Raw genomic sequence first — 26,513 nt, 5'->3', positions numbered from 1 at the left:
CGTTCGGACATACTTGCCGTCTAATGGGGGCCCACCATGAAGGGAATCCCATGCCGTCGGAACTTCGCTCGCCTCGTCTCGCCGTCCTGATCGACGCGGATAATGCGTCCGCCAAAATCGCGGATGGACTGTTCGAGGAGATTGCCAAGATCGGCGAGGCCAGCGTGCGTCGCATCTACGGCGATTTCTCCAACGCGCGATCAAGGGGGTGGGCTGATATCCTGTCGAAGCATGCGATCATCCCGCAACAGCAGTTCGCCTACACGACGGGAAAGAATGCATCGGACATAACCCTGGTCATCGACGCCATGGACCTGCTTCACAGCGGCCGGTTCGATGGCTTTTGCCTGGTGTCGTCCGATAGCGACTTCACCCGTCTCGCCGCCCGCATCCGGGAGCAGGGCGTCGATGTCTTTGGGTTCGGTGAACAGAAGACGCCGGAAAGCTTCAGGCAGGCCTGCCGCAGGTTCGTCTATACCGAGAACCTGCTTGCGGGCACGGCGACCACCCAGGATGCCTCCTCGAAGTCTGCGCCGCTTCAGCCGCCCGATGCGGCCACGCCGATCATCAAGAAGGTTATCACCCAGATGGAAAGCGAGGACGGTTGGGTCTCGCTTCGTGAACTCGGGCAGCGGCTCGCCAACCTGGCTTCCGATTTCGATCCGAGAACGTTCGGTTTCCGCAAGCTGAGCGACCTCGTCCGAAAGACGAATGCGTTCGAGATCGACGAGACAAACGGGCGATCGGTGCGGATCAGGGTGAAGGCCGCTGCCGCGCCACCGCCGACTGCACAGAAGTCGCGCAGACGTCCAAGGTCGAAGGGCGGCAGGCGGCTCGGCGCCTAAGGCGTAAGCAGGGCGTGCCGTTATATTTGAGTTTGCCCGGTTTGGCGCAGGGCGTAACTATCGTTCGGCCGTAACGCCAAGCGAGGTTCCCATGACCAAGCTCACCCGTTTCTCCGTCGCGCCGCTGCACAGCATGACGCGGCGCCTCGCCGACGTCGCCTCGGCCCGCGTCGCGCCCGATCTCGTCATCACGGGCGCGCGGGTGCTCTCGACCTATTCGGAGCGTATCCATCCGGGACGGGAGGTCTGGATCACCGGCGGCCGCATCGCGGCGGTGAAGCCCGCCGGTACAGCGAAGAAGGCGTGGAGCGACGTGCCGCTCTATGACGCCGCCGGCGGCATCGTCGCGCCCGGTCTCGTCGATCCCCACATCCACATCGAATCCTCGATGGTGACGGCCTGCGCCTATGCCGAGGCCGCGCTGCTCAACGGCACCACCACGATCTTCTGCGACAGCCACGAGATCGGCAACGTCATGGACGTCGCCGGCGTCGAGACGATGCTGGAGGACGCACGCGAGGCGCCGCTCTCGATCTTCCTGACGGTGCCGAGCACCGTGCCGGCAACATCGGCGGCTTTGGAGACCGCGGGCGGCGACCTCACGCCGGACAAGATCGCCGGCCTGTTCGACCGCTGGCCGGAGGCCGTGGCGCTCGGCGAGAAGATGGACTTTGTTCCGGTGACGATGGGCGACGAGCGCAGCCATGCGATCCTCGCGGCTGCGCTGAAGCGCGGGCGTCCGGTGTCCGGTCATGTCTACGGCCGCGAATTCGTCGCCGCCTATGCGGCGAGCGGGGTCACCGACACCCACGAGGCGATCGACCGCGACATCGCCGACGATCTGCTCGACGCCGGCGTCTGGGTGTTTTTGCGCGGCGGTCCGCCGACTACGCCCTGGCATTCGCTGCCGCAGGCGATCCGGACGGTTACCGAGCTCGGAGCCTCGCACAAGCGCACGGCGGTCTGCACCGACGACCGCGACGCCGACGATCTGCTGCTGTTCGGCCTCGACTGGGTGGTGCGCGAAGCCGTCAAGGCGGGGATGTCGCCGGAGCAGGCCTGGTCGATGGGCTCGCTGCATGGCGCCACGCGCTTCGGCATGGATGGCGACATTGGCGGTCTCGGCGGCGGCCGCCGTGCCGATCTCGTGCTGATGGACGACCAGCTCAGGCCGCAATGCACGTGGTATGGCGGTGAACCTGTGGTCGAGCACGGCAAGATCACGCCGCGCCTCGATCAGGCGCTGTCGCAGCGCTATCAATATCCGAAGGCGGCCTATGCGACGGTCAAGCTGCCGGAGAAGCTCAAACTGACGCCGGAGCTTCCGGCGAAGGCCTGCACCGTCAACGCGATCAAGACGGCGCTACCCGGCATCACGCTGATCCATGACAAGGTCGCAATCGAGCCCGCAAAAGACTGGCCTTCGCTGTTCGCGCGCTACGGCCTGTGCTTCGTCACCGTGGTCGAACGTCACGGCAAGTCGGCCGGCAACGTCGCCTATGGCCTGCTCAGGGATTTCGGCCTGAAGCGCGGCGCGGTCGCCTCCAGCGTCGGGCACGACAGCCACAACATCATCGTCGCCGGAACCAACGAGGGCGACATGCAGGTCGCGATCGCCGCCATTAGGGAGCAGCAGGGCGGCGTCTGCGTCGTGGCCGAGGGCAAGGTGAGGGCGCTGGTTCCGCTGCCGATCGCGGGCCTCCTGTCCGATAAGCGCGTCACGGAGGTGGCCGAAGAGGTCAAGGTGCTGAAGAAGGAATGGGCCGAGGCCGGCTGCACCATCCCCTACATGGGCTTCAATTTGATTCCCCTATCGGTCATTCCGGAAATTCGCATCACCGACAAGGGCCTCGTGCTGGTGCCGCAGATGGAGCTGGCGCCGCTGTTCGAGTGATGCCGCTTTCACGCATATCTCGACCTAACTGATTGAGGCCGCCACGATTTTCTAGCGGTTGCCGCATCGTGGAAAATAAAATCGATCTCGTTGAGATCGGCATCTGCGCGCCTGATGATCTTCCTCGCTGACGCAATTTGAGCGAGGTCCGATATGGCGAAGATGCGAGCCGTCGATGCAGCCGTCCGAATTCTGGAGAAGGAGGGCATCTCCACTGCCTTCGGAGTTCCCGGGGCGGCGATCAATCCGCTTTACTCGGCGCTCAAGAAGCGCGGATCCATCCGCCACATCCTGGCGCGCCATGTCGAGGGCGCCTCGCACATGGCCGAGGGCTATACGCGGGCGAAGGCCGGCAATATCGGCGTCTGCATCGGCACCTCGGGTCCGGCCGGCACCGACATGATCACCGGGCTTTATTCGGCGATCGCCGATTCCATTCCGATCCTCTGCATCACCGGCCAGGCACCGCGGGCGCGGCTCTACAAGGAAGACTTCCAGGCCGTCGACATCGAGTCGATCGCCAAGCCCGTGACCAAATGGGCGGTGACGGTGCGCGAGCCGGCGCTGGTGCCGCGCGTGTTCAGCCAGGCGTTTCACGTGATGCGCTCGGGCAGGCCCGGGCCGGTGCTGATCGACATGCCGCTCGACGTGCAGCTCGCCGAGATCGAGTTCGACGACGAGACTTACGAGCCGCTGCCGGTCTACAAGCCGACCGCGACGCGCAAGCAGGTCGAGAAGGCGCTGGAGATGCTCAACGCCGCCGAGCGGCCGCTGATCGTCGCGGGCGGCGGCATCATCAACGCCGATGCCTCGGACCTTCTGGTCGAGTTCGCCGAGATCGCCAACGTGCCTGTCGTGCCGACGCTGATGGGATGGGGCGCGATCCCCGACGATCACGTGTTGATGGCCGGCATGGTTGGTCTCCAGACCAGCCACCGCTACGGCAATGCCACGCTGCTGGAGTCCGATTTCGTGCTCGGCATCGGCAACCGCTGGGCCAACCGCCACACCGGTTCGGTCGAGACCTACACCAAGGGCCGCAAATTCGTTCACGTGGACATCGAGCCGACCCAGATCGGGCGCGTGTTCAATCCCGATCTCGGCATCGTCTCGGACGCCAAGGCGGCGCTCGAGCTCTTCGTTGCCGTCGCCAGGGAGTGGCGGCGGTCAGGCAAGCTTCGCGAGCGCCAGGCGTGGCCTGCGGCTTGCCGCGATCGCAAGAAGACGATGCTGCGCAAGAGCCATTTCGACAACGTCCCGATCAAGCCGCAGCGCGTCTATGAGGAGATGAACAAGGCGTTCGGCCGCGACACAACCTATGTCACCGTGATCGGCCTGTCGCAGATCGCCGGCGCGCAGTTCCTCGGTGTCTACAAGCCGCGCAACTGGATCAATGCGGGGCAGGCGGGGCCGCTCGGCTGGACGCTGCCCGCCGCGCTCGGCGTGCGTGCCGCGTGTCCGGATCGCGAGATCGTCGCGCTCTCCGGCGACTACGACTTCCAGTTCCTGATCGAGGAGCTCGCGGTTGGGGCGCAGTTCAATCTGCCCTACATCCACGTCGTCGTGAACAATTCCTATCTCGGCCTGATCCGCCAGGCCCAGCGCGGCTTCGACATGGACTACCACGTCCAGCTCTCCTTCGAGAACATCAACGCGCCCGAGATCGGCGTCTACGGCGTCGACCATGTCACGGTAGCCGAAGGCCTCGGCTGCAAGGCGATCCGCGTCACCGATCCAAAGGACACGCAGGCCGCGTTCGCCACCGCGCGTGAATTGATGGCCAAGCACCGCGTGCCCGTGGTGGTCGAGTTCATCCTCGAACGCGTCACCAACATCGCGATGGGCACCGAAATCGACAATGTCGTCGAGTTCGAGGAGGTGCTGGACCTGCCGCTGGACGAGGTCGGGACCAAGAAGCCCGGCGTGCTGCAGCCGGCGGAATAGGGAAGACGCATCATGCCGAAATTTGCCGCCAACCTCACCATGCTCTTCAACGAGATGCCGTTCATCGACCGCTTCGCCGCGGCGAAAGCGGCGGGCTTTTCCGGGGTCGAATATCTCTTTCCCTATGATTTCGACAAGGCGCAGCTCCGCGAGCAGCTCGAAGCCCACGGCCTGACGCAGGTGCTGCACAATCTCCCCGCCGGCAACTGGGCCGGCGGCGAGCGCGGCATCGCGGTCCTGCCCGACCGCACCGCCGAATTCCGCGACGGCGTGTTCCGGGCCATCGACTATGCCAAGGCGCTCGATTGCGACCAGCTCAACTGCCTCGTCGGCATCGCGCCTGCCGATGCCGATCCGCGCGAGCTCCAGGAGACGCTGGTCGGCAACCTGCGCTTCGCCGCCTCGACGCTGGCACGGGAGAACATCAAGCTGCTGGTCGAGCCGATCAACACGCTCGACATTCCCGGCTTCTTCCTCAACGGCACCGAGCAGGCGATCCAGCTCATCTCCGAGGTGCGTTCGAACAATCTGTTCGTCCAGTACGACATCTACCACATGCAGATCATGGAGGGCGATCTCGCCCGCACCATGCAGGAATATCTGCCGCAGATCGCCCACATCCAGCTCGCCGACAATCCCGGCCGCCATGAGCCCGGCACCGGCGAGATCAACTATCCGTTCCTGTTCCGCCATCTCGACGCGATCGGCTATCGCGGCTGGATCGGCTGCGAATACAAGCCGCGCACCACGACGCTGGAAGGCCTGTCCTGGCACGCGGCGCAAACTTTCGAGACGTGAGACGCAGCGGAGGTGCGCTCCCTCTCCCGCTTGCGGGAGAGGGTTGGGGAGAGGGTGCCTCCGCGGTGGGGCTTGTTAAGGCGCACTGAGAGAATCCCCCAGTGGAAAGAACCCTCACCCGGCGCTCCGCGCCGACCTCTCCCGCAAGCGGGAGAGGTGCCCCCAATGCGCGGATGCAACTGTGCTAATGCAACTGAGAGAAAGTCAGACATGATCGACATCGGCTTCATCGGACTTGGCACCATGGGACGGCCGATGGCCGGCCATCTTCTTGCCGCGGGCCATCGCGTGCTCCTGCATGACGTCGCGCCGGTCCCGCCTGATCTGATTTCCGCGGGCGGCATCGCCTGCAAATCCGCCAAGCAGGTCGCCGAGGAGGCGGACGCCGTCATCATCATGGTGCCGGATACGCCGCATGTGGAGGCGGTGCTGTTCGGCAAGGACGGCGTTGCGAGCGGCATCTCCAAGGGCAAGATCGTCGTCGACATGAGCTCGATCTCGCCGCTGGCGACGAAGGAGTTCGCCAAGAAGATCGAGGCACTCGGCGCGGACTATCTCGACGCGCCCGTCTCGGGCGGCGAGGTCGGGGCGAAAGCCGCGAGCCTCACCATCATGGTCGGCGGACCCGAGCGCGCCTTCGGGACCATGAAGCCGGTCTTCGACAAGATGGGCAAGAACGTCACCCATGTCGGTGCCAATGGCGACGGCCAGACCACGAAGGTCGCCAACCAGATCATCGTCGCGCTGACGATCGAGGCGGTGAGCGAGGCGTTGCTGTTTGCCTCCAAGGCCGGCGCGAATCCCGCGCTGGTGCGCAAGGCGCTGATGGGCGGCTTCGCCTCGTCGCGGATTCTCGAGGTGCACGGCGAGCGCATGGTGAAGCGCAACTTCGATCCGGGCTTCCGCATCGAGCTGCACCAGAAGGATCTCAACCTCGCGCTCGAAGGCGCGCGTGCGCTGGGCTTGTCGCTGCCGAGCACGGCGGTGGCGCAGCAATTGTTCTCGTCCTGCACCGCGCATGGCGGCAAGGCCTGGGATCATTCCGCGATGGTGCGGGCGCTGGAACTGATGGCGGGCCACGAGATCGCGGCCAGCTGAACTGTTACGCGGTAACAGTCTCCAGTGTTTGCTGCGTCTTTCGCCACGGGGGAACCGGAACAATGCTCCGGCCCCGCGGTTGAAGGCGCAGGACAATCACTGGAGACATCAGGACATGAAAACCCGTCTTGCGATTACGTTGGCTGCCGCGTCGCTGCTGGCGTCGAGCGCAGCCTTTGCCCAGTCGACGACCGAACAGGGCGCCAGGGACGGCGCGCGTGCGGGCGGCGACATCGGCGGCCCCGTCGGCGCGATGGTCGGCGGCACCGTTGGTGCGGCGGTCGGCGCAGGCCTCGAAATTCCGAATGCGGTGCTGGGTGGAATCCCGCGCAGCGATTCTGTCGTCGTCGAGGAGCGCGTCGTGGTCGGCGAGCCGCTGCCCCCGACCGTGGTCTTGCGGCCGGTGCCGAACTACACCGAGTATCGCTATGCGGTGGTGAACGATCGCCGCGTGATCGTCGAGCCGCGCACGCGCCGCGTCGTCAAGATCGTCGACTGATCTGAGAGCAGGCCTTGAAGAAATGGGCCCTGCGGAGCGTCGCTCCGCGGGGCCTTTATCTTTGTGGGCCTCAGCCTGTCAGGGCCGAGCCTGTCCGAAAGCGGTTCATGACCCAATCGGCGACGGCCGCGAGCGCAAAACCAATGCAGGCGGTGCCGGCATCGACCAGGAAGTCCTCCAGCCGCGCATGGCGGCCGGGCGCCCAGAACTGCATCAGTTCGAGTAGACCGATCAGGATCACCGCGACGGCCGACATGGCCAGACGGCGCTGCCTGTAGGCGAGGCCGAAGGCCAGCCCGACCAGGATGAAGGCCAGCGCGTGCTCGCCGTCCTGGCCGAGGTCGGAATGGGGCCGCAGGCCCGGCGGTCCCAGCGTTGCAAAGGTCACGGCGGCGGCAAGCAGCCAGGCAAAAGCGCGAACAAAAATGGACATCCGGTGCGGTTAGCACGGATTTGCCGCCGGCTGCTGTGGGATGCGGATCAGATCGCCGTGTAGTTAATGACCAAACGTTAAAGCGGCTCGCGCACGCCAAGGCCGTGCATGAAGCGTTCCCGGATCTGAACCGGATCCCGGCGGGTGGTTCCGACCCCCGGCTTGTCGTCGATGCGGACCGCGATCAGGCTCGGCTCGGCAGCCGACATGGCCTCGTCGACCAGGCGTTCGAAATCCTCCTCGTCCGCAGCCCAGGAACTCCTGACGAGCCCCGAGGCGGCGGCGATGCCGACGATGTCGGCGACGCTTGCGGCCGGCGTCGGCTGTGCGCCGGTGATCTGGTAGATGCCGTTGTCCATCACGATCATGATCAGGTTCTTCGGCTTCAACATCGCGATGGTCGAGAGCGCGCCGAGCTGCATCAGAAGCGAGCCGTCGCCCTCGAGCGCGAAGACGCGGCGGTCCGGTTGCGCCAGCGCCACGCCGAGCGCGATCGGGAAGGCGAGCCCCATGCTGCCCAGCATGTAGAAATTCTGCGGGCGGTGGCCGGCGGCCCAGAGGTCGAAATTGGTGTTGCCGATGCCGCCGATCACGGCTTCCTCGTGCTTCAGCTTTGCGATCAGCCGCGAGGTCACGTCGAACCGGTTCATCACCTTGGTATTGCGCGTGGTCATGGCGGCGCTCACTTGTCGAAAACCTTGCCGCCCGTGAGCAGCGGGTTGAGGATCAGCGCCACCGGCGCCTGGGTGGTGACGGCCTGCTTGATCGAGCGGTCGGCGATGAATTCGAGCTCGTCGAGGCGGGTGATGGTGTGGTGCTCGAGCGCCAGCGAATCCAGCACGGGGCGCATGGTGCGGCAGACCAGCGACTGGCCGTAGTTGAACTCGCCGAGCGTGCCGCGCTCGGACACGAACATGATCAGCGGGATCTGGTAGGGCACCGCGAGCGAGGCGAGCACGTTGGCGAGCGTGGCAAAGCCGGAGGTCTGCATCAGCACCGCAGCCCGGCGTCCGCCCATCCAGGCGCCGGAGACGATGCCGACGGCCTCTTCCTCGCGGGCGGTGGCGAAGGTCGTGAAGTAGGGATCGGCGTGCAAATTCTTGATCAGCGGCGTCAGCACGCGGTCGGGGACGTAAGGGATCAGGCTGATCTCGTTCCGCTTCAGGGTCTGCAGGACGATGCTGTGCCAGCTTCTGTCGCTGGTCGCCTCTGTCTGCTGTTCCGCAATCGCCATTGCGTTCTCCCTTCAGCCGCGCATGCTTCTTGGTTCTGGCCGTCGCGGCGGTCTGCCGAACTTGACGGAGCGGACGGGATTGTCAACATGTCCGGGCCGGCACCGTGATCTGCGCCAGACGGCCTGCCATGGCCGGCGCCGCCATGGCATAGGTGCGGCAACGAGAAAACGGGAGGGACGCATGGACGGGGCGCGGGTTGCGCTGGCCTTGCGGGTCTCCGCGAGAGAGCCGGAAGGGTCCTGATGTCGGTCAACAGCAAGCGCGTCTTCTACGTCAAATATCTGGCCAATCCGATCTATGTCGACATCCTGAAGGCGCGGCCCGACGTCCGGCTCGATCGCATCGAGAACGAGAGCCCCGAGGATTACTACGCACCGATCCTGAGCGCGGCCCATGTCTACCAGATCGGCGCCGCCCGCGACGAGCTGGCACCGCATTTCCATGTCGATGCCGCCCTCCTGAAGCGCACGCCGAACCTGCTGCTGGTCTCCAGCAACGGCGCCGGCTTTGATCCTGTCGACGTCGAGGCCTGCACGGCGGCGGGCGTGCTGGTCGTCAACCAGTCCGGCGGCAACGCCCATTCGGTCGCCGAGCACGCGCTGGCGATGATGCTGACGCTGTCCAAGCGCATCATCCAGTCCGATCGCAAGCTCCGCAGGGAGGCCAACGTCAACCGCAACGAGCTCGTCGGCAACGAGATCGAGCACAAGACCGTCGGGATCATCGGGCTCGGCAATGTCGGCCGCCGCATCGCCGCGCTGTGCAAGGGTCTGTTCGGCATGAAGGTGCTGGCCTATGACCCGTATTTGTCGGCCGATGTGATGGCCGAGCGGGGTGGCGAGAAGGTCGAGCTCGACGAGCTGCTGCGCCGCGCCGATTTCGTATCGATCTCCTGTCCGCTCGACAAGAAGAGCCGCAACATGATCAGCACGCGCGAATTCGCGCTGATGCAGCCGCACGCCTATTTCATCACCACGGCGCGCGGTTTCATCCACGACGAGGACGCGCTGCTGCAGGCGCTGCGCGACAAGCGCATTGCCGGCGCCGGCCTCGACGTCTGGTCTAAGGAGCCGCCGCCGCCGGAGCATCCGCTGCTCCAGTTCGACAATGTGCTGGCGAGCCCGCACACCGCCGGCGTCACGATCGAGGCGCGCCAGAACATGGGCCGCATCGCCGCCGAGCAGGTGCTGGATACGCTCGACGGCAAGCGCCCGCCGCGCATCATCAATCCCGAGGTCTGGCCGCATTATGCCGAGCGCTTCAAGCAGGCCTTTGGCATGACGCCGGGGTAGGCGCGCGCGAAGTCTGATCGCGCTTCGATCGCTGGTTACGAGGATGAAAACGGAAAGCCGCGGATTTTAATGACGGCGTGAGGGAACGCGTATGACTTGTCCTGTAGATCAGGGGCATGAGCATCCTTTCGATTGCGACATCCGGACTTTCTGCGGCGAGCTTGCGCGTAAGCGTGGCCGCGAGCAACATCGCCAACGTTCAGACCACCGGCCCGTTGCCGGCGTCGGGCGGATCGAGCACACCGGCCAGTCCAGGCATTGCTCCGACGTTTCCCGCGGCCTATGTGCCGCTGCGGGTCGATCAGGTTTCGACGCCCGGCGGCACGGCAGCGACCGTATCCGCGGTGTCGCCGAGCTATACTGCGCAATCCGACCCGAGCGCGCCTTTCGCAAACCAGGACGGCCTGGTCGCCGCACCGAATGTCGATATCGCCAGCGAATTCGTCGAGCTGGCGACCGCGAAGTACAGCTTCATTGCGAATGCGAAGGTCATTCAGGCCTACGCCGAAACGACGGATACGCTCCTCGACATCAAGGCGTGATTGCTGATGACGGCCCGTCTCGGTGGCGGGCGCCTACCCCAGCTTTGTGCCGATCTGCCTGAACACGGCCTCGCACGTCATGAGGTCGAGATGGCCGCCGCCCGCGTTCTTGAAGAAGGTGATGTCGGACGGTGACGTGCGTCCTCGCACGCGGCCGCTCGCGAGATCGTAGTGATCGCCGAGGACGTCCTTCTCGCTGATCGCGCCGCTTGCGATCGGCTGCAGGATGTCGCCGACGCCGTGGAAGGCAGATTCCCGCATGTCGACGAACACACGCGACACCTTTGCCGCATCGTCATCAGCCTCGCGGGTTTGCGGTGTGTAGCCGCCGACGAGATCCAGGTGCGTGCCCGGCCGCAGATTGCGACCCTTGATCAACGGCTGATGCGCGCGCGTGCAGGTGGTGATGACATCGGCCTCCCGCGTTGCCGCGTCGAGGTCCGTGACCGTCTCCGCCTTCAAGCCGTCCGCCGCTAGTCGATTAGCAAGATGATCCGCCCGGTCCGGGCTGCGGTTCCAGATCAGCACCCGTTGCAGGGACGGCCGCACGGTGCGGTGGCCCCGGATCAGCCATTCGGACATCTCACCGGCGCCGACGCACAGCAGCGTCTCGGGATTGGGCGGCGCGAGCAATTTCGTGCCCAGCGCGGAATCGGCGGCGGTGCGCCAATGCGTGATCTCGGTGCCGTCTATCGCCGCCAGCGGCCGCCCGTTGGTGCCGTCGAACAGCACGCAAACGGCCTGCACCGCCGGCATCTTGCCGTCCGCCAGATTGGCCGGAAAGCTGGTGAACATCTTGCTAGCCATGTACCGGCCGGGGTCGACGGCACTGCGGATGACGTATTGCCCCTTCTCGTCGCCAAGGAAAGCGTCGAGCACTTCCATCTTTGGCCGGCGATGCGCGTCTTCCAGGGCCGCAAGGAGGATCGGGAAGGTCAGAACTTTCGTGACGTCGGTATCGGAGACAAAGTGCAAGACGGAATCCTCATGGGCGACCGGCATTTGCCCATAAACCTGCGCGGCAGGTTCCGCAATGAATCTTCGGCGTTGATTCGAGCTGTCCTTGATCCGCGTCAAAATCTCCTTCCCCCGTCCGGCCTAAATGGGATTAGAGTGCCGCCGGGGCAGCAGGGAGGTCCCATGTCAACTTTTGTGGTCAAGTTCATGAAGGATGTGCTCGGCCAGTACGGCCGCGAGATCGAGGTGTGCCAGGGCACGCTCGAGATCGATGCCGCCGACGAGGACGAGGCCAAGGAACGGGCGAAAGCAAGATTCTGCAAGGACCAGGCGTTGCATCATTGGTCGCTGCATGCCGACCGTATCCAGGTCAGGTCGGCTGACTTTCCTTCGTAAGATCTAGCGTCCGGGTGCGGTGACGGGCGGGGGCGCTGTCGTCCCGGCCCCGAGCGAGCGCTGCACCATCACGGTGTCGGACCAGCGGCCGTGGCGATAGGCGACGCCGCTGAGCAGCCCCGCACGCGCAAAACCGAACCTCTCGTGCAGCGCCAGCGACGGCGTGTTGTCGGCGTCGATATAACCGATCATCTGGCGGAACCCCGCCGCGGCACAGGCGTCGATCATTGCCCCGAGCAAGAGCCGTCCGACTCCGCGGCCGAGATGCGCGTGGTGGACGTAGATCGAATGCTTGGCGGTGTAGCGATAGGCCGGGCGCTTGCGGAACAGCACGGCATAGGCATAGCCGATGACCTCGCCGCGATAGGTCGCGACGAGATGCGGCAGGCGGGTCTGCTTCAGGTTCTTGCGGCGGTCGCGCAGGTCATCCGGCTCTGGAGCTCCGGTTCCCTCGACGTCGCGCGGCACGCCGGTGCGGACGTGATGGCGGTAGATCGCCAGCATCGCCTCGACATCGCTCTCGCGTGACGGCCTGACCAGGACGGGTTCTTCACTCGCGCGCGCAGCTGGTTCGTTCATCGGCACCTACTCGGCAACGACGTAGGTATAGAGCCCGATGCGTCCCTGGGCATCGATCTCCTTGTAGACGCCTTGGATCTCGACGTCGAAACCCGGGAAGGTGTTGAAGCAGGTCTCGAACATCTTGAGATAATCGATCATCGGCTTTGCCCGTTCCGTCAGCCGCTCGCCGGGCACGATGGTGGCGATGCCGGGCGGATAGACCACGAAGGGTGTGGTGGCGATGCGGCCCGCGATCGCCTCGATCGGCAGGTAGTCGACGTCGTTCTTGAACAAATAGCGGGCGGCGTCGCGCGGCGACATCGCGATCTCGGGCATGTGTTCGGGCATGAACTGCCGGGCCTGCAGCGCGCTGACATCGGCGGCGCGGAAGAAGCGGTGCATGTCGCCGCAGAGGTCGCGCAGGCGCACGCCGGCATAGCGCGTTTGCCGCCGCTGGTAGAATTCCGGGATCGCGTCCGCCAGCAGCGCATTGTCGTCATGGAGCCGCTTGAACGCGACGAGGCCGGAGATCAGCGTGCCGGCCTTGCTCGCCTCGACGCCCGGGGTGAGCAGGAAAAGCAGGGAGTTGAGGTCGTTCTTCTCGGGAACGATGCGGTTCTCGCGCAGATATTGCGCGACGACCGGCGCGGGGATGCCGTGCTCGGCATAGGCGCCGGTGGCACGATCGAAGCCCGGCGTGAGCAGCGTCAGCTTGTTCGGATCGGTGATGGCAAAGCCTTCCGCCAGATCGGGAAAGCCGTGCCAGTTGGTATCAGGCGAGAGCTGCCACAGCGCCGGATTGGTCGCGAGCTCGTCGGTGGAGAGCGTCTCCCAGGCGACGTTGTGGACGGCGCCGGGCCGGCCGACATCGGGGATGGCGACGCGGTCGGGCACGAAGGGCTCGAAGAACCAGCGGCGATCCGGATTCTGCTCCTTCTCCTCGAACTCCCGGCGCATCGCGCGGACCTTCTTGCGCAGCTCGATGCCGAGGCGGATCGTGTCGTCCCACAGCACCTCGCCGGAGCGGCCCTTCATCATCTGTGCGCCGACGTCGAGCGAGGCGAACAGCGGGTAGAACGGCGAGGTCGAGGCGTGCTGCATGAAGCTTTCGTTGAAGCGGCGGTGCTCGACGCGGCGCTTCTGGCCGCGGATGTGGCGATCCTTGATGTGGATCTGCGAGGCCTGCGAGAAGCTCGCGAGCTGCTTATGGGTCGACTGCGTCGCGATGATGCCCGGCGCTTCCGGGGGAAGGTTGTTCAGGCCCATGGCGAAGCGGCCGGCATACAGCGGGTGGAATTTCATGAAGCCGGCCCAGGCCTCGTCGAACAGGATGTATTCGCAGAGATGGCCGATGCGCTTCAGGATCATCTCGGCGTTGTGGATCGTGCCGTCATAGGTGCATTGCTCGACCACGGCAACGCGGAACGGCCGCTCCTTGCGCCAGGCGTCGCGATCCGTCACCAGCGGATGGTTGCGGATCGCCTCGCGCAGGGTCTTCTCGTCGAGCATGTCCCAGCGCATCGGGCCGATCAGGCCCCAGGCATTGCGGACGGTCGGGACATAGACCGGGATGCCGCCATTGATCATCAGCGCGCCGTGATGGGCGGCCTTGTGGTTGTTGCGGTCGAACAGCACGAGATCGCCGTCGGTGACGAGGGCGCCGAGCGCGACCTTGTTCGAGGTCGAGGTACCGTTGAGCACGAAATAGGTCTTCTCCGCGCCGAAGATCGCCGCCGCTTCCTTCTGCGCCTTCAGCGCCGGCCCTTCATGGGTGAGGAGGTCGCCGAGATCGAGCACGGAATTGTCGAGGTCGTCGCGGAACACGGACTCGCCGAGATGCTCGACGAAGACCCGGCCGATCGGGCTGCGATTGTAGAACACGCCGCCATTGTGGCCGGGGCAGGTCCAGAGCTGGTTGCCTTCCTCGGCATAGTCGACCAGCGCGCCGAAGAACGGTGTCTTCAGCGTCTCGGCATATTGCTTGAGACGGCTGATCAGGTTCTTGGCGATGAAGGGCGGCGTCTCCTCGGACAGGAAGACGTAGCCGTCGATGAAGTCGAGCACCTCGACCGGCAGGTCCTCGAACCGTTTGCGCCGGATCAGCAGGATGATCGGGAAGTCGAGGCCGCGGCGCCGCATCAAATTGATCAGCGCCGAGGTCTTGCCCTCCAGGCCCTTCTTGCCCCAGTCCACCACCATGCAGCCGATCGCGGCGTCGGTCTGCACCGCCATCTCGGCGTCCTCCAGCTTGCGGGCCCGGACCACCTCGAAGCCGGAGCGTTGGATCTCCTCGATGATCTGGTTGAAGCGGACGCCCTCGAGGTCGTCGGCGTCGAACATGGGGGCGGCGAACAGGAAGTTGAAGCGCTTGAAATAGTCCATTGTCTGTCCCGAATGTGCAGGAGACACAGCTCTCGGCACAATCGATGACAGTTCTATGACAGGGGGCGGGGCTGAGGCGTGCTAGCGCTTCACTTCACCGAACACGACCGTCGGCACCGCACGGTTGACGATCTCGCGTAGGGCAAAGCTCGATTGCACCCGCGCGACGCGCGGCAGGCGCGACAGCTCGGTGCGGTGGATGCGTTCGAAGTCCTGGATGTCGCGGGCCAGCACGATCAGGATGTAGTCGTCGGTCCCCGACATCAGGAAGCAGCGCACCACCGAGGGGCATTTCACCACCTCCGCCTCGAACGCCTTCAGCGCCTCGTCGCTCTGGCTCTCCAGCGCGATACGGACCAGCACCGTCGTGGTGAGACCAAATTGCGCCAGGTCGAGAGCGGCCTGGTAGGCCTGGATGTAGCCGTCGTCCTCGAGCGCCTTCTGCCGCCGCGCCAGCGCCGTGCTTGACAGCCCGACCTTGTTGGCGAGCTCGGCGTGGCTGGCCCGCGCATTGGTCGTGAGTTCCGCGAGGATGGTGAGATCTTTCCGGTCGAGGGCCAATGTTTCGTTTCCAGCGTCAAAGGACGTTTCCGCGCCGGAAACCGGCGCGCGTGCCCCGAAACTAGCGGATATTTGCACGAAACCAAACCGGCCCCCTCGCTACGATCAACAATGGAATCAATATATTGGCGAGGGAGAGCAAGATGCGTGTCGGTGTGCCCAGAGAGATCAAGGTGCAGGAATATCGCGTCGGGCTCACCCCGGGCGCCGTCCGCGAATATGTTGCGGCCGGGCATCAGGTGACGGTCGAGACCGGCGCCGGCAGCGGCATCGGCGCGTCCGACGAGGTGTACCAGCGGGCAGGGGCCTCCATTGCCGCGAGCGCGCGCGACATCTTCGCCAAGTCCGACATGATCGTGAAGGTGAAGGAGCCGCAGGCGAGCGAATGGGCTCAGCTCCGCGAAGGCCAGATCCTGTTTACTTACCTTCATCTTGCGCCGGATCCCGAACAGGCCAAGGGCCTGCTTGCGTCCGGTTGTACGGCGATCGCTTATGAAACCGTCACCGACGCGGCTGGTCACCTCCCCCTGCTCGCGCCGATGAGCGAAGTCGCCGGCCGCCTCGCCATCGAGGCTGCCGGCGCCGCGCTCAAGCGGTCGGCCGGTGGTCGCGGGCTGCTGCTTGGCGGTGTTCCCGGCGTGCAGCCGGCGCGGGTCGTCGTGCTTGGCGGCGGCGTGGTGGGCATGCAGGCCGCGCGCATGGCCGCGGGCCTTGGCGCGGAAGTCACCGTGATCGATCGTTCAATCCCCCGCCTGCGCGAACTGGATGACCTCTTTGTCGGACGCGTGCGCACGCGGTTCTCCACCATCGAGTCGGTAGAGGAGGAGGTGTTCGCCGCCGACGTCGTGATCGGCGCGGTACTGGTGCCGGGCGCCAGCGCGCCGAAACTCGTCACGCGCGCGATGCTCAAATCGATGCGGCCGGGCGCCGTGCTGGTCGACGTCGCGATCGACCAGGGCGGCTGCTTCGAGACCTCGCATCCGACCACGCACACCGATCCGACCTACGAGGTCGACGGTGTCGTGCACTATTGCGTCGCCAATATGCCGGGCGCGGTGCCGGTGACCTCGAGCCAGGCGCTGAACAACGCGACGCTGCCGTTCGGCTTGATGCTCGCCGGCAAGGGTTTTGCCGCGGTGCTGGAGAACCCGCATTTGCGCAACGGACTGAACGTGCACCGCGGTCGCATCACCAACAAGGCGGTGGCGGAGAGCCTCGGGCTGGAGTTCGCGCCGGTGGAGAGCGGGCTGGCGGCCTAGCAGTCAGGCCGGCTTGCGGTGGCGGCTGCCGAGCGCAGCCTCGATCGTCTCGGGCTTCTCGATGCGTTCGATCAACATGTCGATGCGGTCGCCGCCCCAGAACAACTCGCCGTTGAACACCATGGTGGGTACGCCGAACACACCGAGTGCCTCGGCCTCGTCGATGATGCGGTCGTGCTCGGCGCGGGCAGGGCCGTTCACGTAGGTTTCGAATTCGCTCGCCGAGCCGCCGCACGACGTGATGACATCCGAGATGGCGGCGGGATCGTCGATCTCGAGTTCGTGGCTCCAGAATTTGCGGAATACCGTGTCGTGGTACGGGCGGAAGAAGCCGTGTGCTTGCGCGAACAGCATGCCGGCGCTGGCATAGAAGGCGTCGTAGATCCGCCGCGGCCCCTTCATGACGAGCCCTTGCGCATTGGCATAACGCCGCGCGTCCATATAGGCGTAGCGCACCTTGCGCCAGAAATGCGGCGTGCGCTCCTCGACCCTCCCCATGAACTCGGCGATGCGCAGCGTGTAAGGCAACCATTCCAGCTCGACGCCGTGGGTTTCCTCGAGCTTGAACAGGCGCGCGTTGGCCACGAACGCGTAGGGGCTCTTGTAGTCGGTGTAGACGCGGACGATGGGCCTGGGCATGGCGGCTCTTCTTCCTTCTCCCCTTGCGGGAGAAGGTGGCGCGAAGCGCCGGATGAGGGGTTCTATCCGCTCGCAACACCGTTCGTGAGGATAGAACCCCTCACCCGGCTTCGCTGTCGCGAAGCCACCCTCTCCCGCAGGGGGAGAGGGTGCACCGGTTCTGCCGCGCGATCAACGCCTTACGTCACCGTCAGCCTGTACTGCCCCAGATCCGGATCATGCGTCATGCGCCAGTAATCCACGAACCGCCACGGCATCGCCGAGAACACCCGGCCGCTTGAGTTGCGGTAGTACGTGCTCATGCCCGGATGGGTCCAGATCATCGCCTCGTGCTCGGCATCGACCTTGCGGACGTAGTCGTCGAGCACGTCCTCGCGGACGTCGATCGCGGCGATATCCTGTTCGATCATACCGGCGAGACAGGCCGAGATATAGCGGCTCTGGCATTCCGACTGGAAGATGACGCTGCCGCCATGCGCGGGGCCGGAATTCGGGCCGAGCATGCAGAAGAAGTTGGGAAAATCGGGCACGGTGAGGCCAAGGAACGCAGTCGGGTTGTCGTTGGTCCAGGCCTCGCGCAAATTTTTGCCGCCGCGGCCAGAGATGTTGAGCCGCGCGGCCATCTCCGTGACCTTGAAGCCGGTCGCGACCACGATGATGTCGGCCGGGCGGTGCTTGCCGTCGGCAGTGACGATACCGGTTTCGTCGAAGCGGTCGATCGTGTCGGTGACGAGCTCGACATTGTCCCGCGTGAGCGTCTTGAACCAGTTGTTGTCGAGCAGGATGCGCTTGCCGTAGGGCGGGTAGGTCGGCACGCATTTCTCGATCAGGTCCGGCCGGCCCTGCAATTCGGACAGGATGAAATCGGTCAACTCCTGGCGATGCCGGTCGTTGCCCTTGTTGACCGCGCGCTCGGGATGCGGCCAGGCCGGGTCCTTGCGCAGGAACGGCAGCAGGCCGTCACCGTAACGCCAGAACATGTTGAAGCGGTACCATTGCACATAGAACGGCAGATGCGCGAGCAGCCAGCGCGCGCCCTCGGTGATCGGGTCGGAATAGCCCTTCACCGGCCGCGCCCATTGCGCGCTGCGCTGATAGACGGTGACCGAACCAACGCGGCCTGCGATCGTCGGCACCAGCTGCATCGACGTCGCGCCGGTGCCGATCACGGCGACATGCTTGCCGTCGAACTTGACGTCGTCGGACCAAAGCGCCGAGTGCAGGATCGTGCCCTTGAATTTCTCCTCGTCCTTGAAACGGGCGCGCGAGGGATCGTTGAGCTGACCAATGGCCGAGACCAGCGCGGTGGATTCGAAGGTCTCCTCACCATCCTGCGTTTTCAGGGTGGAGATCCAGCGCTTCTTGCCCTCGTCCCATCGCGATGCCGTCAGCTCGGTGTTGACGCGCAGATGTTGGCGGATGCCGTATTCGTCCGCGACCTTGAGGAGATAGCCGAGCAGCTCCTCGCGCTGGCAGAAATAGCGCGTCCATGCATTGCCGGAGCCGAACGAATAGGAATAGGAGTGGTTCGGCGTATCAACGCCGCAGCCGGGATAGCGGTTGATCCACCAGGTGCCGCCCAGCTCGGCGTTCTTCTCGACGATAGTGTAGGGGATGCCGAGATGCCCGAGCGCGACGCCGAGCGCGATGGCGCAGACGCCGGCGCCGACGATCAGCACGTGCTGCCCGGCGAGCTTGTCGTCGGAGGGCTTCTTGGTCCAGCGCGCCTCGCGCGGCACAAAACCCATCTCCTCACGCATCAGCGGCGCGTATTCCGGCGCGACGTTCTCGCCGAGGCAGGCGCGCATCATCCTCAGCAGCAGTGCCTCGCCGGGGTCGGCGATGACAGGCTTTGGCGTGCCGTCGGCAAACAGCTTGACCACGGCGGCGCGGATCTCAGCCTGGATTTCCCGGGGCACGCCGGCTTCCGGATCGGGGATGAGACGGATGTCGCGCTTGGGCAGGTATGGCGGCTCGAGCCATTTCTCATCCCCGGTCATGTGCACCAGCACCATCAGCAGGCAACGGATGTCGCCTTCGGCGATGGTCGAGGCGAGGTCGAGCGGCTTGTGCGGAGATTCGATGTTCATGGCTGGTCCTGATCTCCGGTTGAGCTGAAAAGGCCGCGCGTCATCAGCTTGCGATAGGCCGAGATGACGTGATCGGGCACGGCTGTGACGCCATTTTCCGAATAGGAATAGCGGCGGCTGAGATAGCCGCGCGCGCCCATCAGCATGTGGACGATCGCTTCGAATTCCTCGTCGCTGTAATCGGTGATCGCGCCGGCCCCTCGCGCGCGCCGCAAAATGCGGACATAGGCGACCGAGATGTTGTCGAGATGCTTCTGGTATCCGGTCGGCGCGAAGAACTCGGCCTCATTGAGGATGCGCAAAAATTCCGGCACCTCGCGGATGAAGTCGAAGAAGGCGGAGAAGCGCGAAATCTCCTGCCGCGCGGCATCCGCCGTACCGGTGCGGGCGCGGATGAACTCGACCATGTCGAGGCCGATCTTGGGCAGCAGCTGGTCCAGCAGCTCCTGGCGGTTCTCGAAATGATTGTAGAAGGTGCCCTGGGCGACACCGGCCTGTTCGGTGATGCGGGCGACGGACGCTTCGGCGTAACCATGCTTGCCGACGACCTTCGTTGCGGCCTCGAAGATCTTCTGCTTGGTCCAGGCGTTGCGCTCGACGCGGTTGAGCTTCGTCACCTTGGCGTTCGCTTGCGTCATTCGGACGTCTCCAGCTCGGCGCGCAGCACGCGCTTGAGGATTTTTCCGCTCGGATTGCGCGGCAGGCTGTCGCGGATGATTAGCTGCTTCGGCACCTTGAAGCTCGCCAGCCGCGCGCGGCAATGCTCGGTGAGGGCAGGGAGCGCGAGGCTAGCGCCCTCGCTCAGCACGACGATCGCGACGGGACGCTCGCCCCAGCGCGCATCGCGCAGGCCAATCACCGCAACCTCGCGTACCTCGGGCAGATCGTAGATGACGCGCTCGACCTCGGAGGAGGCGATGTTCTCGCCGCCGGAGATGATCATGTCCTTCTTGCGGTCGGTCAGGTACAGGAAGCCCTCGTCGTCGAGATAGCCGACATCGCCGGAGCGGAACCAGTCGCCGAAGAAGGCCGATGCCGTCTTCTCCGGATCCTTCCAATAGCCGCGCGTGATCTTGGGGCCGCGCAGGCAGATTTCGCCGTTGACGTTGGGCGGCAGCTTTTTGCCGTCCTCGTCGCGGATCTCGATCTCGACATGGGCAATGGCGTGCCCCGTGGAGCCGATCTTCTCGATCTCGCGGCCGGCCTCCATGAAGGTATCGCCGCCGACGGTTTCGGTGAGACCATAGGCGTCGATGTAGCGCGCATTGCGGAAGTACTCGGAGAAGGCGCGGATGCGCAGCTCCGGCGTCTTCTCGCCGCCGCCGATCGCCCATCTCAGGCTGGAGACGTCGTAGCGGTCGCGGGTCGGACAGGTCAGCATCGCCGTGGTCATCACGGGTGCGAACCACGCGGCGTTGAGCCTGTCCTCGGCGATGGCGTTGAGGGCTGTCTCCGGCTCGAAATTGCGCTCGATGCGGATGAAGCCGCCATGCCAGAGCACGGCGATGCCGGGCAAATCGAGCGCGCCGACGTGATAGAGCGGGCCGACGACGAGAAGCCGCGTCTCGGCGCTGAGGCCCAGCGCGATGGTCTGGTCGGCCGACTTCCAGTAGAAATTATCGTAAGTGAGCATCACGCCCTTGGGGCGGTCGGTCGTACCCGACGTGTACATCAGTCGCATCAGGTCTGATGGCTGACGAACGTGCATGGAGGCGGGTGCCGCATCGCCTGCCAGGTGCGAGATGCTCTGCTGCGCGGCGTCGTTCAGCACAACAGTCTTGGTGCCCGCGGCATTCGCGGCCAATTCCTCATCGACGATCAGCAGCCGCGCACCGGCATTCCCGGCGATGTAGCCGACCTCGTCGCGTGAGAGGCGGAAGTTGATGGGCAGGAACACCGCGCCGAGATGGCTCGTCGCAAACACCAGCTCGAGGAACGCCGCGCTGTTCTTCATCAGCACGGCCACGACATCGCCCGCGCCAATGCCTTGCGCGGCGAGCCAGCCGGCCGCTTGCCGGATGCGCGCGTCAAACACGGCGTAGGAAATCTCCTCGCCGCGATATTTCAGCGCAGACCGCTGCGGCGTACGCCGGGCGTGGAAGGTGATGAAGCTCGACAGGTTGATCATTTTCGCCGGTTTCGGGCCGATTGCCGGCCTCGTTGCCTTCCCGTTCTGAATGATGACTCATAATTCATGTTTGTCTTGACGTCACCCCCTGCCTCTGAAATTGTTGGGAACACGGAGACGAGACGATCTCCGGCAAGGGACTGGAAACGCCGACCCGAAAGAGGGAGGGGAAAATGACGAAGACCCGCACGCCGGGCATCAGCCGCCGTTCAACACTGGCGCTGATGGGCGCCGGTGCGATGAGTGTTGCCGCGCCCTGGGTGGCGCGTGCCCAGGCCAAGACCATCAAGATCGGCATGCCGACGATTTTGTCGGGGCGCGTCGCGCAGCTCGGCACGTCCTCGCGCAATGCCGTGATGCTCGAGGTTGAGAAGGTCAACGCCGCCGGCGGCCTTGCCGGCCGGCAGATCGAGATGGTGATCCGCGACTCCAAGGGCCAGCCGCAGGAAGCCGCCCGCGTCGCGCGCGAGCTCGTCAACACCGACGGCTGCGAGCTGCTGCTCGACGGCGAGGCGTCGTCCGGGTCCTTTGCCGTGCATGAGGTCGCGCGCGATCTCGGCGTGCTCTGCATCCACACCTGCTCGGAAGCGTCCTCGCTCACTGCCGATCCCAAGCAGCACATCCCGAATGCGTTCCGCTGCGTGCGCCAGGGCATCCACGATTCCATCGTCGGCGGCAGCTACGCTGCCTCGATCGCCAAGGCCAAGGGCCTGAAGAAATGGGCGACCTGCTCGCCGGACTATGCCTATGGCCGCGACACCACCGGCGAGTTCACGCTGTACCTGAAGCGCTTCGCGCCCGATGTCGAAGTCATCAGCGAATCCTGGCCGAAGCTGTTCCAGCCCGACTACACGGAGGTGGTGACGAAGATTTTGCAGGCCAAGCCGCAGGCGCTGTACTCCTGCCTGTGGGGCGGCGATCTCACCTCCTACATCGACCAGGCCAACATCTACGCGATGTTCAGCCAGATGGAGGTGTTCGCGGTCAACATGGCCGACTACACCGCGCTCACCGTGGTGAAGAACCTGCCGAAGGGCATCCACTCCGGCAATCGCTACATCAAGACCTTCCCGACCACGCCGGAGAATGCGGCCTGGGGCGATGCCTACCGGGCCAAGTACAACGAATATCCGACCAATTGGTCGTGGCAGAACGCGACTGCCGTGATGTTCCTGGCCGAGGCCGCGAAGAAAGCGAACTCCGCCGACGGCAAGAAGCTCGCGGAGGTCCTGAAGGGCCTCACCATCAAATGCCCGTTCGGCGCCGACGGCACCGTGACCATGCGCGGCGACGACCACACGCTGGTCGGCTACGCCATCGGATGGGGCACCACGATCCCGCAGGAGCCCTATGTGCCCGAGGTCAAGGCCGGCGACTGGAAGACCATCTTCGAGCTCGAAGCCGAGTGGAAGAAGAGCAAGGGCTACACCTGATCTGACGCGCGGCGGAGGCGGGCGACCGTCTCCGCCATTTGTTTTCCGCGCCATGCCCGGCGCGCTGCCATGAAAGTGCTCCCGTGGATCTCGACGCGCTCGCCGGCTGTCTTGCCAGCTCCGCCTGCCTGGTGACGCAAACCACCAGCGGCCTCATCATCGGCATGCTGCTGTTTCTGGTCGCGGTGGGGCTGACGCTGATCTTCGGCGTGCTCAAGGTGGTCAATTTCAGCCACGGCGCCTTCTACATGTTCGGCGCCTATTTCGCGATGACGGCCTATCAGCTCACCGGCAGCTTTGCGCTCGCGATGCTGGCCGGTGCGGCCGGCACCGCGCTTCTCGGCCTGGTCTTCGAGCGCGTCTTCATGAGCCGCGTCTATGGTGCGGACGTGCTGATGCAGCTGCTGGTCTGCTACGCCTTCGTGCTGATCTTCGACGATGTGGTGCGCATCATCTGGGGACCCGAGTTCAAGGCGATGGGCATGCCGTCCGCGTTCCAGGTGATGCCGCTGTTCATCGCGGGCGGCGTGGTGCCGCCGTATTATCTCCTGCTGATCGGCGTCGCGCTTGTCGCGGCTATCGTGCTTGGCGCGGGCCTGTCGCGCACACGCATCGGCAAGGTGATCCGCGCCGCGGCCCATAACCCGGGCATGGTCTCCGCGCTCGGCATCAACACCGGCCTGATCTATGGCGGCGTGTTCGCGCTCGGCGGCATGCTGGCGGGCCTTGCCGGTGCGCTGGCCGCGCCCGTGCGTTCGCTGACTCCAGGCATGGGATTCTCTGTGCTGATCGAGTCCTTTATCGTCACCGTGATCGGCGGCATGGGCTCGATCCTGGGCGCGCTGATCGGCGCGCTGCTGCTCGGCCTGATCAGGTCGTTCGGCTCCCTCGGCTTTCCCCTGTTCACGGAAGGCCTGATGTACCTCTTCATGGTGATCGTGCTGGTTTCCAAGCCCACCGGCCTGTTCGGCAAGGAGGCGGCATGACCGAGCTCGAGGCCGGACGTGCGCAGACGCTGGTGCCGGCGCGCGGCGGCGCGGCGCTGCAACGCTATCGCGACGTGCTGATCGCGCTGATCGCCTTCGCCGTGCTGGCGAGCCTGCCGCTCTTCACCGGCAGCAAGGCGCTGCTCGACTTCGTCATCCGCTGCTCGGCCTACGGGCTGTTCGCGACCTCGCTCAATCTGCTGGTCGGCTACACCGGCCTGACCTCGTTCGGTCACGGCATGTTCTTCGGCCTTGGGGCCTACAGCTTCGGCCTGATCATGCAGAAGCTCGGCGTGCCCATTCCGGTCGCCTTCGTCGCGACGCTGGCGATCACCGCGGCCGTCGCGGCGGTCATCGGCGCGATCTGCGTGCGGCTGAAGGAGATCTACTTCGCATTCGTCACGCTCGCCTTCCAGATGCTGATCCACTCGACCATCTTGTCCTGGGCCTCCTTCACCGGCGGGGATCAGGGCCTGCGCGGCGGCATTCCACGGCCCGCCTTTCTCGGCATCAACCTCGCCAACCACGTCCATCTCTACATCGCGAGCTGCGCGCTGCTGGTCCTCGGCCTGCTCGCGATGCGCCAGATCGCGCAATCGCCGTTCGGCTACACGCTGCGGATGATCCGCGACAATGCCGCGCGCGCGAGCTTCCTCGGCATCGACGTCTGGCGCGCCAAGCTGACCGTGTTCGTACTGGCGGCACTGTTCGCATCGATGGGCGGCATGGTGATGGCGTTGTTCGTCTCCGGCGCCTATCCGGAGTTCGCCTATTGGACGATCTCGGGCGAGGGCATCTTCATCAACATGCTCGGCGGCGTCTCGACCTTCCTCGGGCCGATGGTCGGCACGGTGCTCTTGCTGCTGCTCAACGACACCGTCACGCGCTTCACCGAATATCACGGCATCGTGCTCGGCGTGGTCATCCTGTTCTTCGCGCTGGGTCTGCGCAAAGGCCTGCTCGACTTCGTCGCCGAATGGTTTGCGCAGCGGCGCGACGCAGGCGAGGGGCGCTAGCCATGCTCGAGATCCGCAACCTCGCAAAATCCTTTGGCGGCGTGAAGGCGACCAACGACGTCTCGCTCGAATTTCCCGACGGCTCGCTCACCGCGGTGATCGGCCCGAACGGCGCCGGCAAGAGTACGTTCTTCAACCTGATCACCGGCGCCTTGAAGCCCGATTCCGGGCAGGTGCTGCTCGACGGCGTCGATCTCGCTGGCCGCTCGCCGCCGGAGATCGTGCGTCACGGCATCGGCCGCGCCTTCCAGGTCGCCAGCATCTTCAAGTCGCTCACCGTGCAGGAGACCATGCTGGCCGCAGTCAGCGCCGACCAGCGCTCGTCCGCGGTGCTGCACAAGCGGTTTCCCTTGCCCGAGACGCGGGACCGCGCCGAGCATGTGATGGAACTGCTCGGTCTGGCAAGCAAGCGTCACCGCACCGCCGCGACGCTGTCGCATGGCGACCAGAAGCTGCTCGACATCGCGCTGGCGCTGGTGCTCGAGCCAAAGGTGCTGCTGCTGGACGAGCCGACCGCCGGCATGGGGCCGGAAGAGCGCTGGCGCATGATCGATAAGGTGCGCGAGCTCTGGGAGATCCAGAAGATCACCGTCGTCTTCATCGAGCACGACATGGACATCGTGTTCAAGATCGCCCCGAAGATCGTCGTGCTCTGCTACGGCCGCATCCTCGCGACCGGCACGCCGGACGAGATCCGCAACAACACCGCGGTGATCGATGCCTATCTCGGCACCGAACATGCGGGAGCCGCCGCATGAGCGCTCCCGTCATCGAAGTCGATGACCTCGACGTCTATTACGGCACGAGCCAGATCCTGTTCGGCGTCGGCCTCTCGGTGCGGCAGGGCGAGACCATGGCGCTGCTCGGCCGTAACGGTGCCGGCAAGTCCACTACGATGAAGGCGATCATGGGCCTCGCGCCGCCGCGGCGCGGCAAGGTCAGCCTGCGCGGCGCGGTGATCTCAGGCAGGAAGCCGCACGCTATCGCGCGCGCGGGTCTCGGCTTCGTTCCGGAGGATCGCCAGATCTTTCCGGAGCACACGGTCGAGGACAATCTCGTCATCGGTCGCAAGAAGGGGCCGGACGGCCAGGACGAATGGCCGATCAAGCGCATCTATGAGGTCTTCCCGCTGCTGGAGCCGCTGCGCCATCGCATCGCGGGGCGTCTCTCCGGCGGCGAGCAGCAGATGCTGGCGATCGCGCGCACGCTGATGGGAAACCCGGCCTTGCTGCTGCTGGACGAGCCGAGCGAAGGCCTCGCGCCGATCATCGTGCAGCGGATCGGCGAACTGCTGCGCCAGCTCCGCTCGCTCGGCTCGACCGTGCTGATCGCCGAGCAGAACATGCATTTCTGCCTGGGGCTGGCGAGCCACGCCACGGTCATCGACAAGGGCCAGATCGTCTACGCCGCCGGGATCGACGAGCTGAAGGCCAACGACGGGATTCGCCGCCGCTATCTGGCCCTGTAAACCGGCTGCCGGTGCCCCAATAGGCCGGAAGAACAAAACTGTTGCCTCGGGACCCTC

The 26,513-nt window shown here is 65.1% G+C and carries 26 protein-coding genes; 15 read left to right on the top strand and 11 right to left on the bottom strand.

Going from position 1 to position 26,513, the window contains the following annotated elements; all coding sequences use genetic code 11:
• The first annotated feature begins 50 nt into the window (after positions 1-50).
• The 6 genes from JQ617_RS26415 to JQ617_RS26390 all read left to right on the top strand — a co-directional run bounded on the left by JQ617_RS26415 (position 51) and on the right by JQ617_RS26390 (position 7,078).
• A complete protein-coding gene (locus JQ617_RS26415; protein WP_212028871.1) occupies positions 51-845 on the top strand; it encodes an NYN domain-containing protein in 795 nt (264 codons plus the stop codon).
• A gap of 91 nt (positions 846-936) precedes the next feature.
• Positions 937-2,739 carry an adenine deaminase C-terminal domain-containing protein gene (locus JQ617_RS26410; RefSeq protein ID WP_212028870.1) on the top strand — a complete coding sequence of 601 codons (1,803 nt, stop codon included), beginning with the start codon at positions 937-939 and terminating at the stop codon, positions 2,737-2,739.
• Positions 2,740-2,892: 153 nt separating this feature from the next.
• Complete coding sequence (gene gcl / locus JQ617_RS26405; protein ID WP_212028869.1) at positions 2,893-4,683, top strand: glyoxylate carboligase; 1,791 nt, start codon at positions 2,893-2,895, stop codon at positions 4,681-4,683.
• Positions 4,684-4,695: 12 nt separating this feature from the next.
• Positions 4,696-5,481 (top strand): hydroxypyruvate isomerase, encoded by a 786-nt coding sequence (hyi, locus tag JQ617_RS26400; RefSeq protein WP_212028868.1) that lies wholly within the window; start codon positions 4,696-4,698, stop codon positions 5,479-5,481.
• A 210-nt stretch (positions 5,482-5,691) separates the two neighbouring features.
• Positions 5,692-6,579, top strand: a complete 888-nt coding sequence (locus tag JQ617_RS26395) for a 2-hydroxy-3-oxopropionate reductase (protein WP_145663110.1) — start codon at positions 5,692-5,694, stop codon at positions 6,577-6,579.
• A gap of 115 nt (positions 6,580-6,694) precedes the next feature.
• Positions 6,695-7,078 carry a DUF1236 domain-containing protein gene (locus tag JQ617_RS26390; protein ID WP_212028867.1) on the top strand — a complete coding sequence of 128 codons (384 nt, stop codon included), beginning with the start codon at positions 6,695-6,697 and terminating at the stop codon, positions 7,076-7,078.
• Between the two features lie 70 nt (positions 7,079-7,148).
• Here JQ617_RS26390 and JQ617_RS26385 read toward each other — a convergent pair whose 3' ends face one another.
• From JQ617_RS26385 to JQ617_RS26375, 3 genes are all read right to left on the bottom strand, one after another.
• Complete coding sequence (locus tag JQ617_RS26385; RefSeq protein ID WP_212028866.1) at positions 7,149-7,511, bottom strand: VanZ family protein; 363 nt, start codon at positions 7,509-7,511, stop codon at positions 7,149-7,151.
• 77 nt (positions 7,512-7,588) lie between these two features.
• Positions 7,589-8,185, bottom strand: a complete 597-nt coding sequence (locus JQ617_RS26380; protein ID WP_212028865.1) for a thiamine pyrophosphate-dependent enzyme — start codon at positions 8,183-8,185, stop codon at positions 7,589-7,591.
• 8 nt (positions 8,186-8,193) lie between these two features.
• Positions 8,194-8,745, bottom strand: coding sequence for a thiamine pyrophosphate-binding protein (locus tag JQ617_RS26375; protein WP_212028864.1), 552 nt, complete (start codon positions 8,743-8,745; stop codon positions 8,194-8,196).
• 243 nt (positions 8,746-8,988) lie between these two features.
• On the opposite strand from JQ617_RS26375, the gene JQ617_RS26370 reads away from it, so the two are divergent.
• Complete coding sequence (locus tag JQ617_RS26370; RefSeq protein ID WP_212028863.1) at positions 8,989-10,038, top strand: hydroxyacid dehydrogenase; 1,050 nt, start codon at positions 8,989-8,991, stop codon at positions 10,036-10,038.
• A gap of 116 nt (positions 10,039-10,154) precedes the next feature.
• On the top strand, positions 10,155-10,580 hold the full coding sequence (locus tag JQ617_RS26365; protein ID WP_063694410.1) for a flagellar basal body rod protein FlgC: 426 nt from the start codon (positions 10,155-10,157) through the stop codon (positions 10,578-10,580).
• A gap of 33 nt (positions 10,581-10,613) precedes the next feature.
• On the opposite strand, the gene JQ617_RS26360 is transcribed toward JQ617_RS26365, so the two are convergent.
• Complete coding sequence (locus tag JQ617_RS26360) at positions 10,614-11,657, bottom strand: ornithine cyclodeaminase family protein (protein WP_249157573.1); 1,044 nt, start codon at positions 11,655-11,657, stop codon at positions 10,614-10,616.
• Positions 11,658-11,720: 63 nt separating this feature from the next.
• On the opposite strand from JQ617_RS26360, the gene JQ617_RS26355 reads away from it, so the two are divergent.
• Complete coding sequence (locus JQ617_RS26355) at positions 11,721-11,933, top strand: hypothetical protein (RefSeq protein WP_212028862.1); 213 nt, start codon at positions 11,721-11,723, stop codon at positions 11,931-11,933.
• A 3-nt stretch (positions 11,934-11,936) separates the two neighbouring features.
• Here the strand turns inward: JQ617_RS26355 and JQ617_RS26350 are convergent, their stop codons facing one another.
• The 3 genes from JQ617_RS26350 to JQ617_RS26340 form a co-directional block, all read right to left on the bottom strand.
• Entirely contained in the window at positions 11,937-12,512 is a 576-nt protein-coding gene (locus JQ617_RS26350) for a GNAT family N-acetyltransferase (protein WP_212028861.1), read from the bottom strand.
• A 6-nt stretch (positions 12,513-12,518) separates the two neighbouring features.
• On the bottom strand, positions 12,519-14,876 hold the full coding sequence (locus JQ617_RS26345; protein WP_212028860.1) for an Orn/Lys/Arg family decarboxylase: 2,358 nt from the start codon (positions 14,874-14,876) through the stop codon (positions 12,519-12,521).
• Positions 14,877-14,957: 81 nt separating this feature from the next.
• A complete protein-coding gene (locus JQ617_RS26340; protein WP_212028859.1) occupies positions 14,958-15,437 on the bottom strand; it encodes an Lrp/AsnC family transcriptional regulator in 480 nt (159 codons plus the stop codon).
• Positions 15,438-15,580: 143 nt separating this feature from the next.
• Here JQ617_RS26340 and ald point away from each other — a divergent pair, with 143 nt between their 5' ends.
• Positions 15,581-16,696, top strand: a complete 1,116-nt coding sequence (ald, locus tag JQ617_RS26335) for an alanine dehydrogenase (protein ID WP_212028858.1) — start codon at positions 15,581-15,583, stop codon at positions 16,694-16,696.
• A 3-nt stretch (positions 16,697-16,699) separates the two neighbouring features.
• Here the strand turns inward: ald and JQ617_RS26330 are convergent, their stop codons facing one another.
• The 4 genes from JQ617_RS26330 to JQ617_RS26315 all read right to left on the bottom strand — a co-directional run bounded on the left by JQ617_RS26330 (position 16,700) and on the right by JQ617_RS26315 (position 21,553).
• Positions 16,700-17,335, bottom strand: coding sequence for a 2-hydroxychromene-2-carboxylate isomerase (locus JQ617_RS26330; RefSeq protein ID WP_212028857.1), 636 nt, complete (start codon positions 17,333-17,335; stop codon positions 16,700-16,702).
• A gap of 179 nt (positions 17,336-17,514) precedes the next feature.
• Entirely contained in the window at positions 17,515-19,425 is a 1,911-nt protein-coding gene (locus JQ617_RS26325; RefSeq protein ID WP_212028856.1) for a flavin-containing monooxygenase, read from the bottom strand.
• A complete protein-coding gene (locus tag JQ617_RS26320; protein WP_145663085.1) occupies positions 19,422-20,063 on the bottom strand; it encodes a TetR/AcrR family transcriptional regulator in 642 nt (213 codons plus the stop codon). Before JQ617_RS26320 ends, JQ617_RS26325 begins: the two co-directional genes overlap by 4 nt.
• On the bottom strand, positions 20,060-21,553 hold the full coding sequence (locus JQ617_RS26315; RefSeq protein ID WP_212028855.1) for an AMP-binding protein: 1,494 nt from the start codon (positions 21,551-21,553) through the stop codon (positions 20,060-20,062). Before JQ617_RS26315 ends, JQ617_RS26320 begins: the two co-directional genes overlap by 4 nt.
• 173 nt (positions 21,554-21,726) lie before the next feature.
• Between JQ617_RS26315 and JQ617_RS26310 the strand changes: the two genes are divergently transcribed.
• From JQ617_RS26310 to JQ617_RS26290, 5 genes are all read left to right on the top strand, one after another.
• Positions 21,727-22,986, top strand: a complete 1,260-nt coding sequence (locus tag JQ617_RS26310) for an ABC transporter substrate-binding protein (protein WP_063694401.1) — start codon at positions 21,727-21,729, stop codon at positions 22,984-22,986.
• A gap of 83 nt (positions 22,987-23,069) precedes the next feature.
• Positions 23,070-23,972, top strand: a complete 903-nt coding sequence (locus tag JQ617_RS26305; protein WP_212028854.1) for a branched-chain amino acid ABC transporter permease — start codon at positions 23,070-23,072, stop codon at positions 23,970-23,972.
• Positions 23,969-24,988, top strand: a complete 1,020-nt coding sequence (locus tag JQ617_RS26300) for a branched-chain amino acid ABC transporter permease (RefSeq protein WP_212028853.1) — start codon at positions 23,969-23,971, stop codon at positions 24,986-24,988. Before JQ617_RS26305 ends, JQ617_RS26300 begins: the two co-directional genes overlap by 4 nt.
• Positions 24,989-24,990: 2 nt before the next feature.
• Entirely contained in the window at positions 24,991-25,746 is a 756-nt protein-coding gene (locus JQ617_RS26295) for an ABC transporter ATP-binding protein (protein WP_212028852.1), read from the top strand.
• Entirely contained in the window at positions 25,743-26,456 is a 714-nt protein-coding gene (locus tag JQ617_RS26290) for an ABC transporter ATP-binding protein (RefSeq protein ID WP_212028851.1), read from the top strand. Before JQ617_RS26295 ends, JQ617_RS26290 begins: the two co-directional genes overlap by 4 nt.
• Positions 26,457-26,513: the final 57 nt, after the last annotated feature.

The organism is Bradyrhizobium sp. KB893862 SZCCT0404 (assembly GCF_018130885.1).
In the GTDB taxonomy this organism is placed as follows: domain Bacteria; phylum Pseudomonadota; class Alphaproteobacteria; order Rhizobiales; family Xanthobacteraceae; genus Bradyrhizobium; species Bradyrhizobium stylosanthis.
The sequence above is the reverse complement of the archived record's forward strand: the minus strand, read 5'-3'. Positions and strand labels throughout refer to the sequence as shown.

Excerpts from the sequence above, each read along its gene's own strand:
- JQ617_RS26350 (WP_212028861.1), bottom strand. The coding sequence starts at position 12,512 with ATGAACGAACCAGCTGCGCGCGCGAGTGAAGAACCCGTCCTGGTCAGG.
- JQ617_RS26390 (WP_212028867.1), top strand. The coding sequence starts at position 6,695 with ATGAAAACCCGTCTTGCGATTACGTTGGCTGCCGCGTCGCTGCTGGCG.
- ald (WP_212028858.1), top strand. The coding sequence starts at position 15,581 with ATGCGTGTCGGTGTGCCCAGAGAGATCAAGGTGCAGGAATATCGCGTC.
- JQ617_RS26365 (WP_063694410.1), top strand. The coding sequence starts at position 10,155 with ATGAGCATCCTTTCGATTGCGACATCCGGACTTTCTGCGGCGAGCTTG.
- JQ617_RS26410 (WP_212028870.1), top strand. The coding sequence starts at position 937 with ATGACCAAGCTCACCCGTTTCTCCGTCGCGCCGCTGCACAGCATGACG.
- JQ617_RS26325 (WP_212028856.1), bottom strand. The coding sequence starts at position 19,425 with ATGAACATCGAATCTCCGCACAAGCCGCTCGACCTCGCCTCGACCATC.
- hyi (WP_212028868.1), top strand. The coding sequence starts at position 4,696 with ATGCCGAAATTTGCCGCCAACCTCACCATGCTCTTCAACGAGATGCCG.
- JQ617_RS26315 (WP_212028855.1), bottom strand. The coding sequence starts at position 21,553 with ATGATCAACCTGTCGAGCTTCATCACCTTCCACGCCCGGCGTACGCCG.
- JQ617_RS26385 (WP_212028866.1), bottom strand. The coding sequence starts at position 7,511 with ATGTCCATTTTTGTTCGCGCTTTTGCCTGGCTGCTTGCCGCCGCCGTG.
- JQ617_RS26415 (WP_212028871.1), top strand. The coding sequence starts at position 51 with ATGCCGTCGGAACTTCGCTCGCCTCGTCTCGCCGTCCTGATCGACGCG.
- JQ617_RS26320 (WP_145663085.1), bottom strand. The coding sequence starts at position 20,063 with ATGACGCAAGCGAACGCCAAGGTGACGAAGCTCAACCGCGTCGAGCGC.
- JQ617_RS26310 (WP_063694401.1), top strand. The coding sequence starts at position 21,727 with ATGACGAAGACCCGCACGCCGGGCATCAGCCGCCGTTCAACACTGGCG.
- JQ617_RS26345 (WP_212028860.1), bottom strand. The coding sequence starts at position 14,876 with ATGGACTATTTCAAGCGCTTCAACTTCCTGTTCGCCGCCCCCATGTTC.
- JQ617_RS26380 (WP_212028865.1), bottom strand. The coding sequence starts at position 8,185 with ATGACCACGCGCAATACCAAGGTGATGAACCGGTTCGACGTGACCTCG.
- JQ617_RS26290 (WP_212028851.1), top strand. The coding sequence starts at position 25,743 with ATGAGCGCTCCCGTCATCGAAGTCGATGACCTCGACGTCTATTACGGC.
- JQ617_RS26395 (WP_145663110.1), top strand. The coding sequence starts at position 5,692 with ATGATCGACATCGGCTTCATCGGACTTGGCACCATGGGACGGCCGATG.
- JQ617_RS26375 (WP_212028864.1), bottom strand. The coding sequence starts at position 8,745 with ATGGCGATTGCGGAACAGCAGACAGAGGCGACCAGCGACAGAAGCTGG.
- JQ617_RS26355 (WP_212028862.1), top strand. The coding sequence starts at position 11,721 with ATGTCAACTTTTGTGGTCAAGTTCATGAAGGATGTGCTCGGCCAGTAC.
- JQ617_RS26300 (WP_212028853.1), top strand. The coding sequence starts at position 23,969 with ATGACCGAGCTCGAGGCCGGACGTGCGCAGACGCTGGTGCCGGCGCGC.
- JQ617_RS26330 (WP_212028857.1), bottom strand. The coding sequence starts at position 17,335 with ATGCCCAGGCCCATCGTCCGCGTCTACACCGACTACAAGAGCCCCTAC.
- JQ617_RS26295 (WP_212028852.1), top strand. The coding sequence starts at position 24,991 with ATGCTCGAGATCCGCAACCTCGCAAAATCCTTTGGCGGCGTGAAGGCG.
- JQ617_RS26370 (WP_212028863.1), top strand. The coding sequence starts at position 8,989 with ATGTCGGTCAACAGCAAGCGCGTCTTCTACGTCAAATATCTGGCCAAT.
- gcl (WP_212028869.1), top strand. The coding sequence starts at position 2,893 with ATGGCGAAGATGCGAGCCGTCGATGCAGCCGTCCGAATTCTGGAGAAG.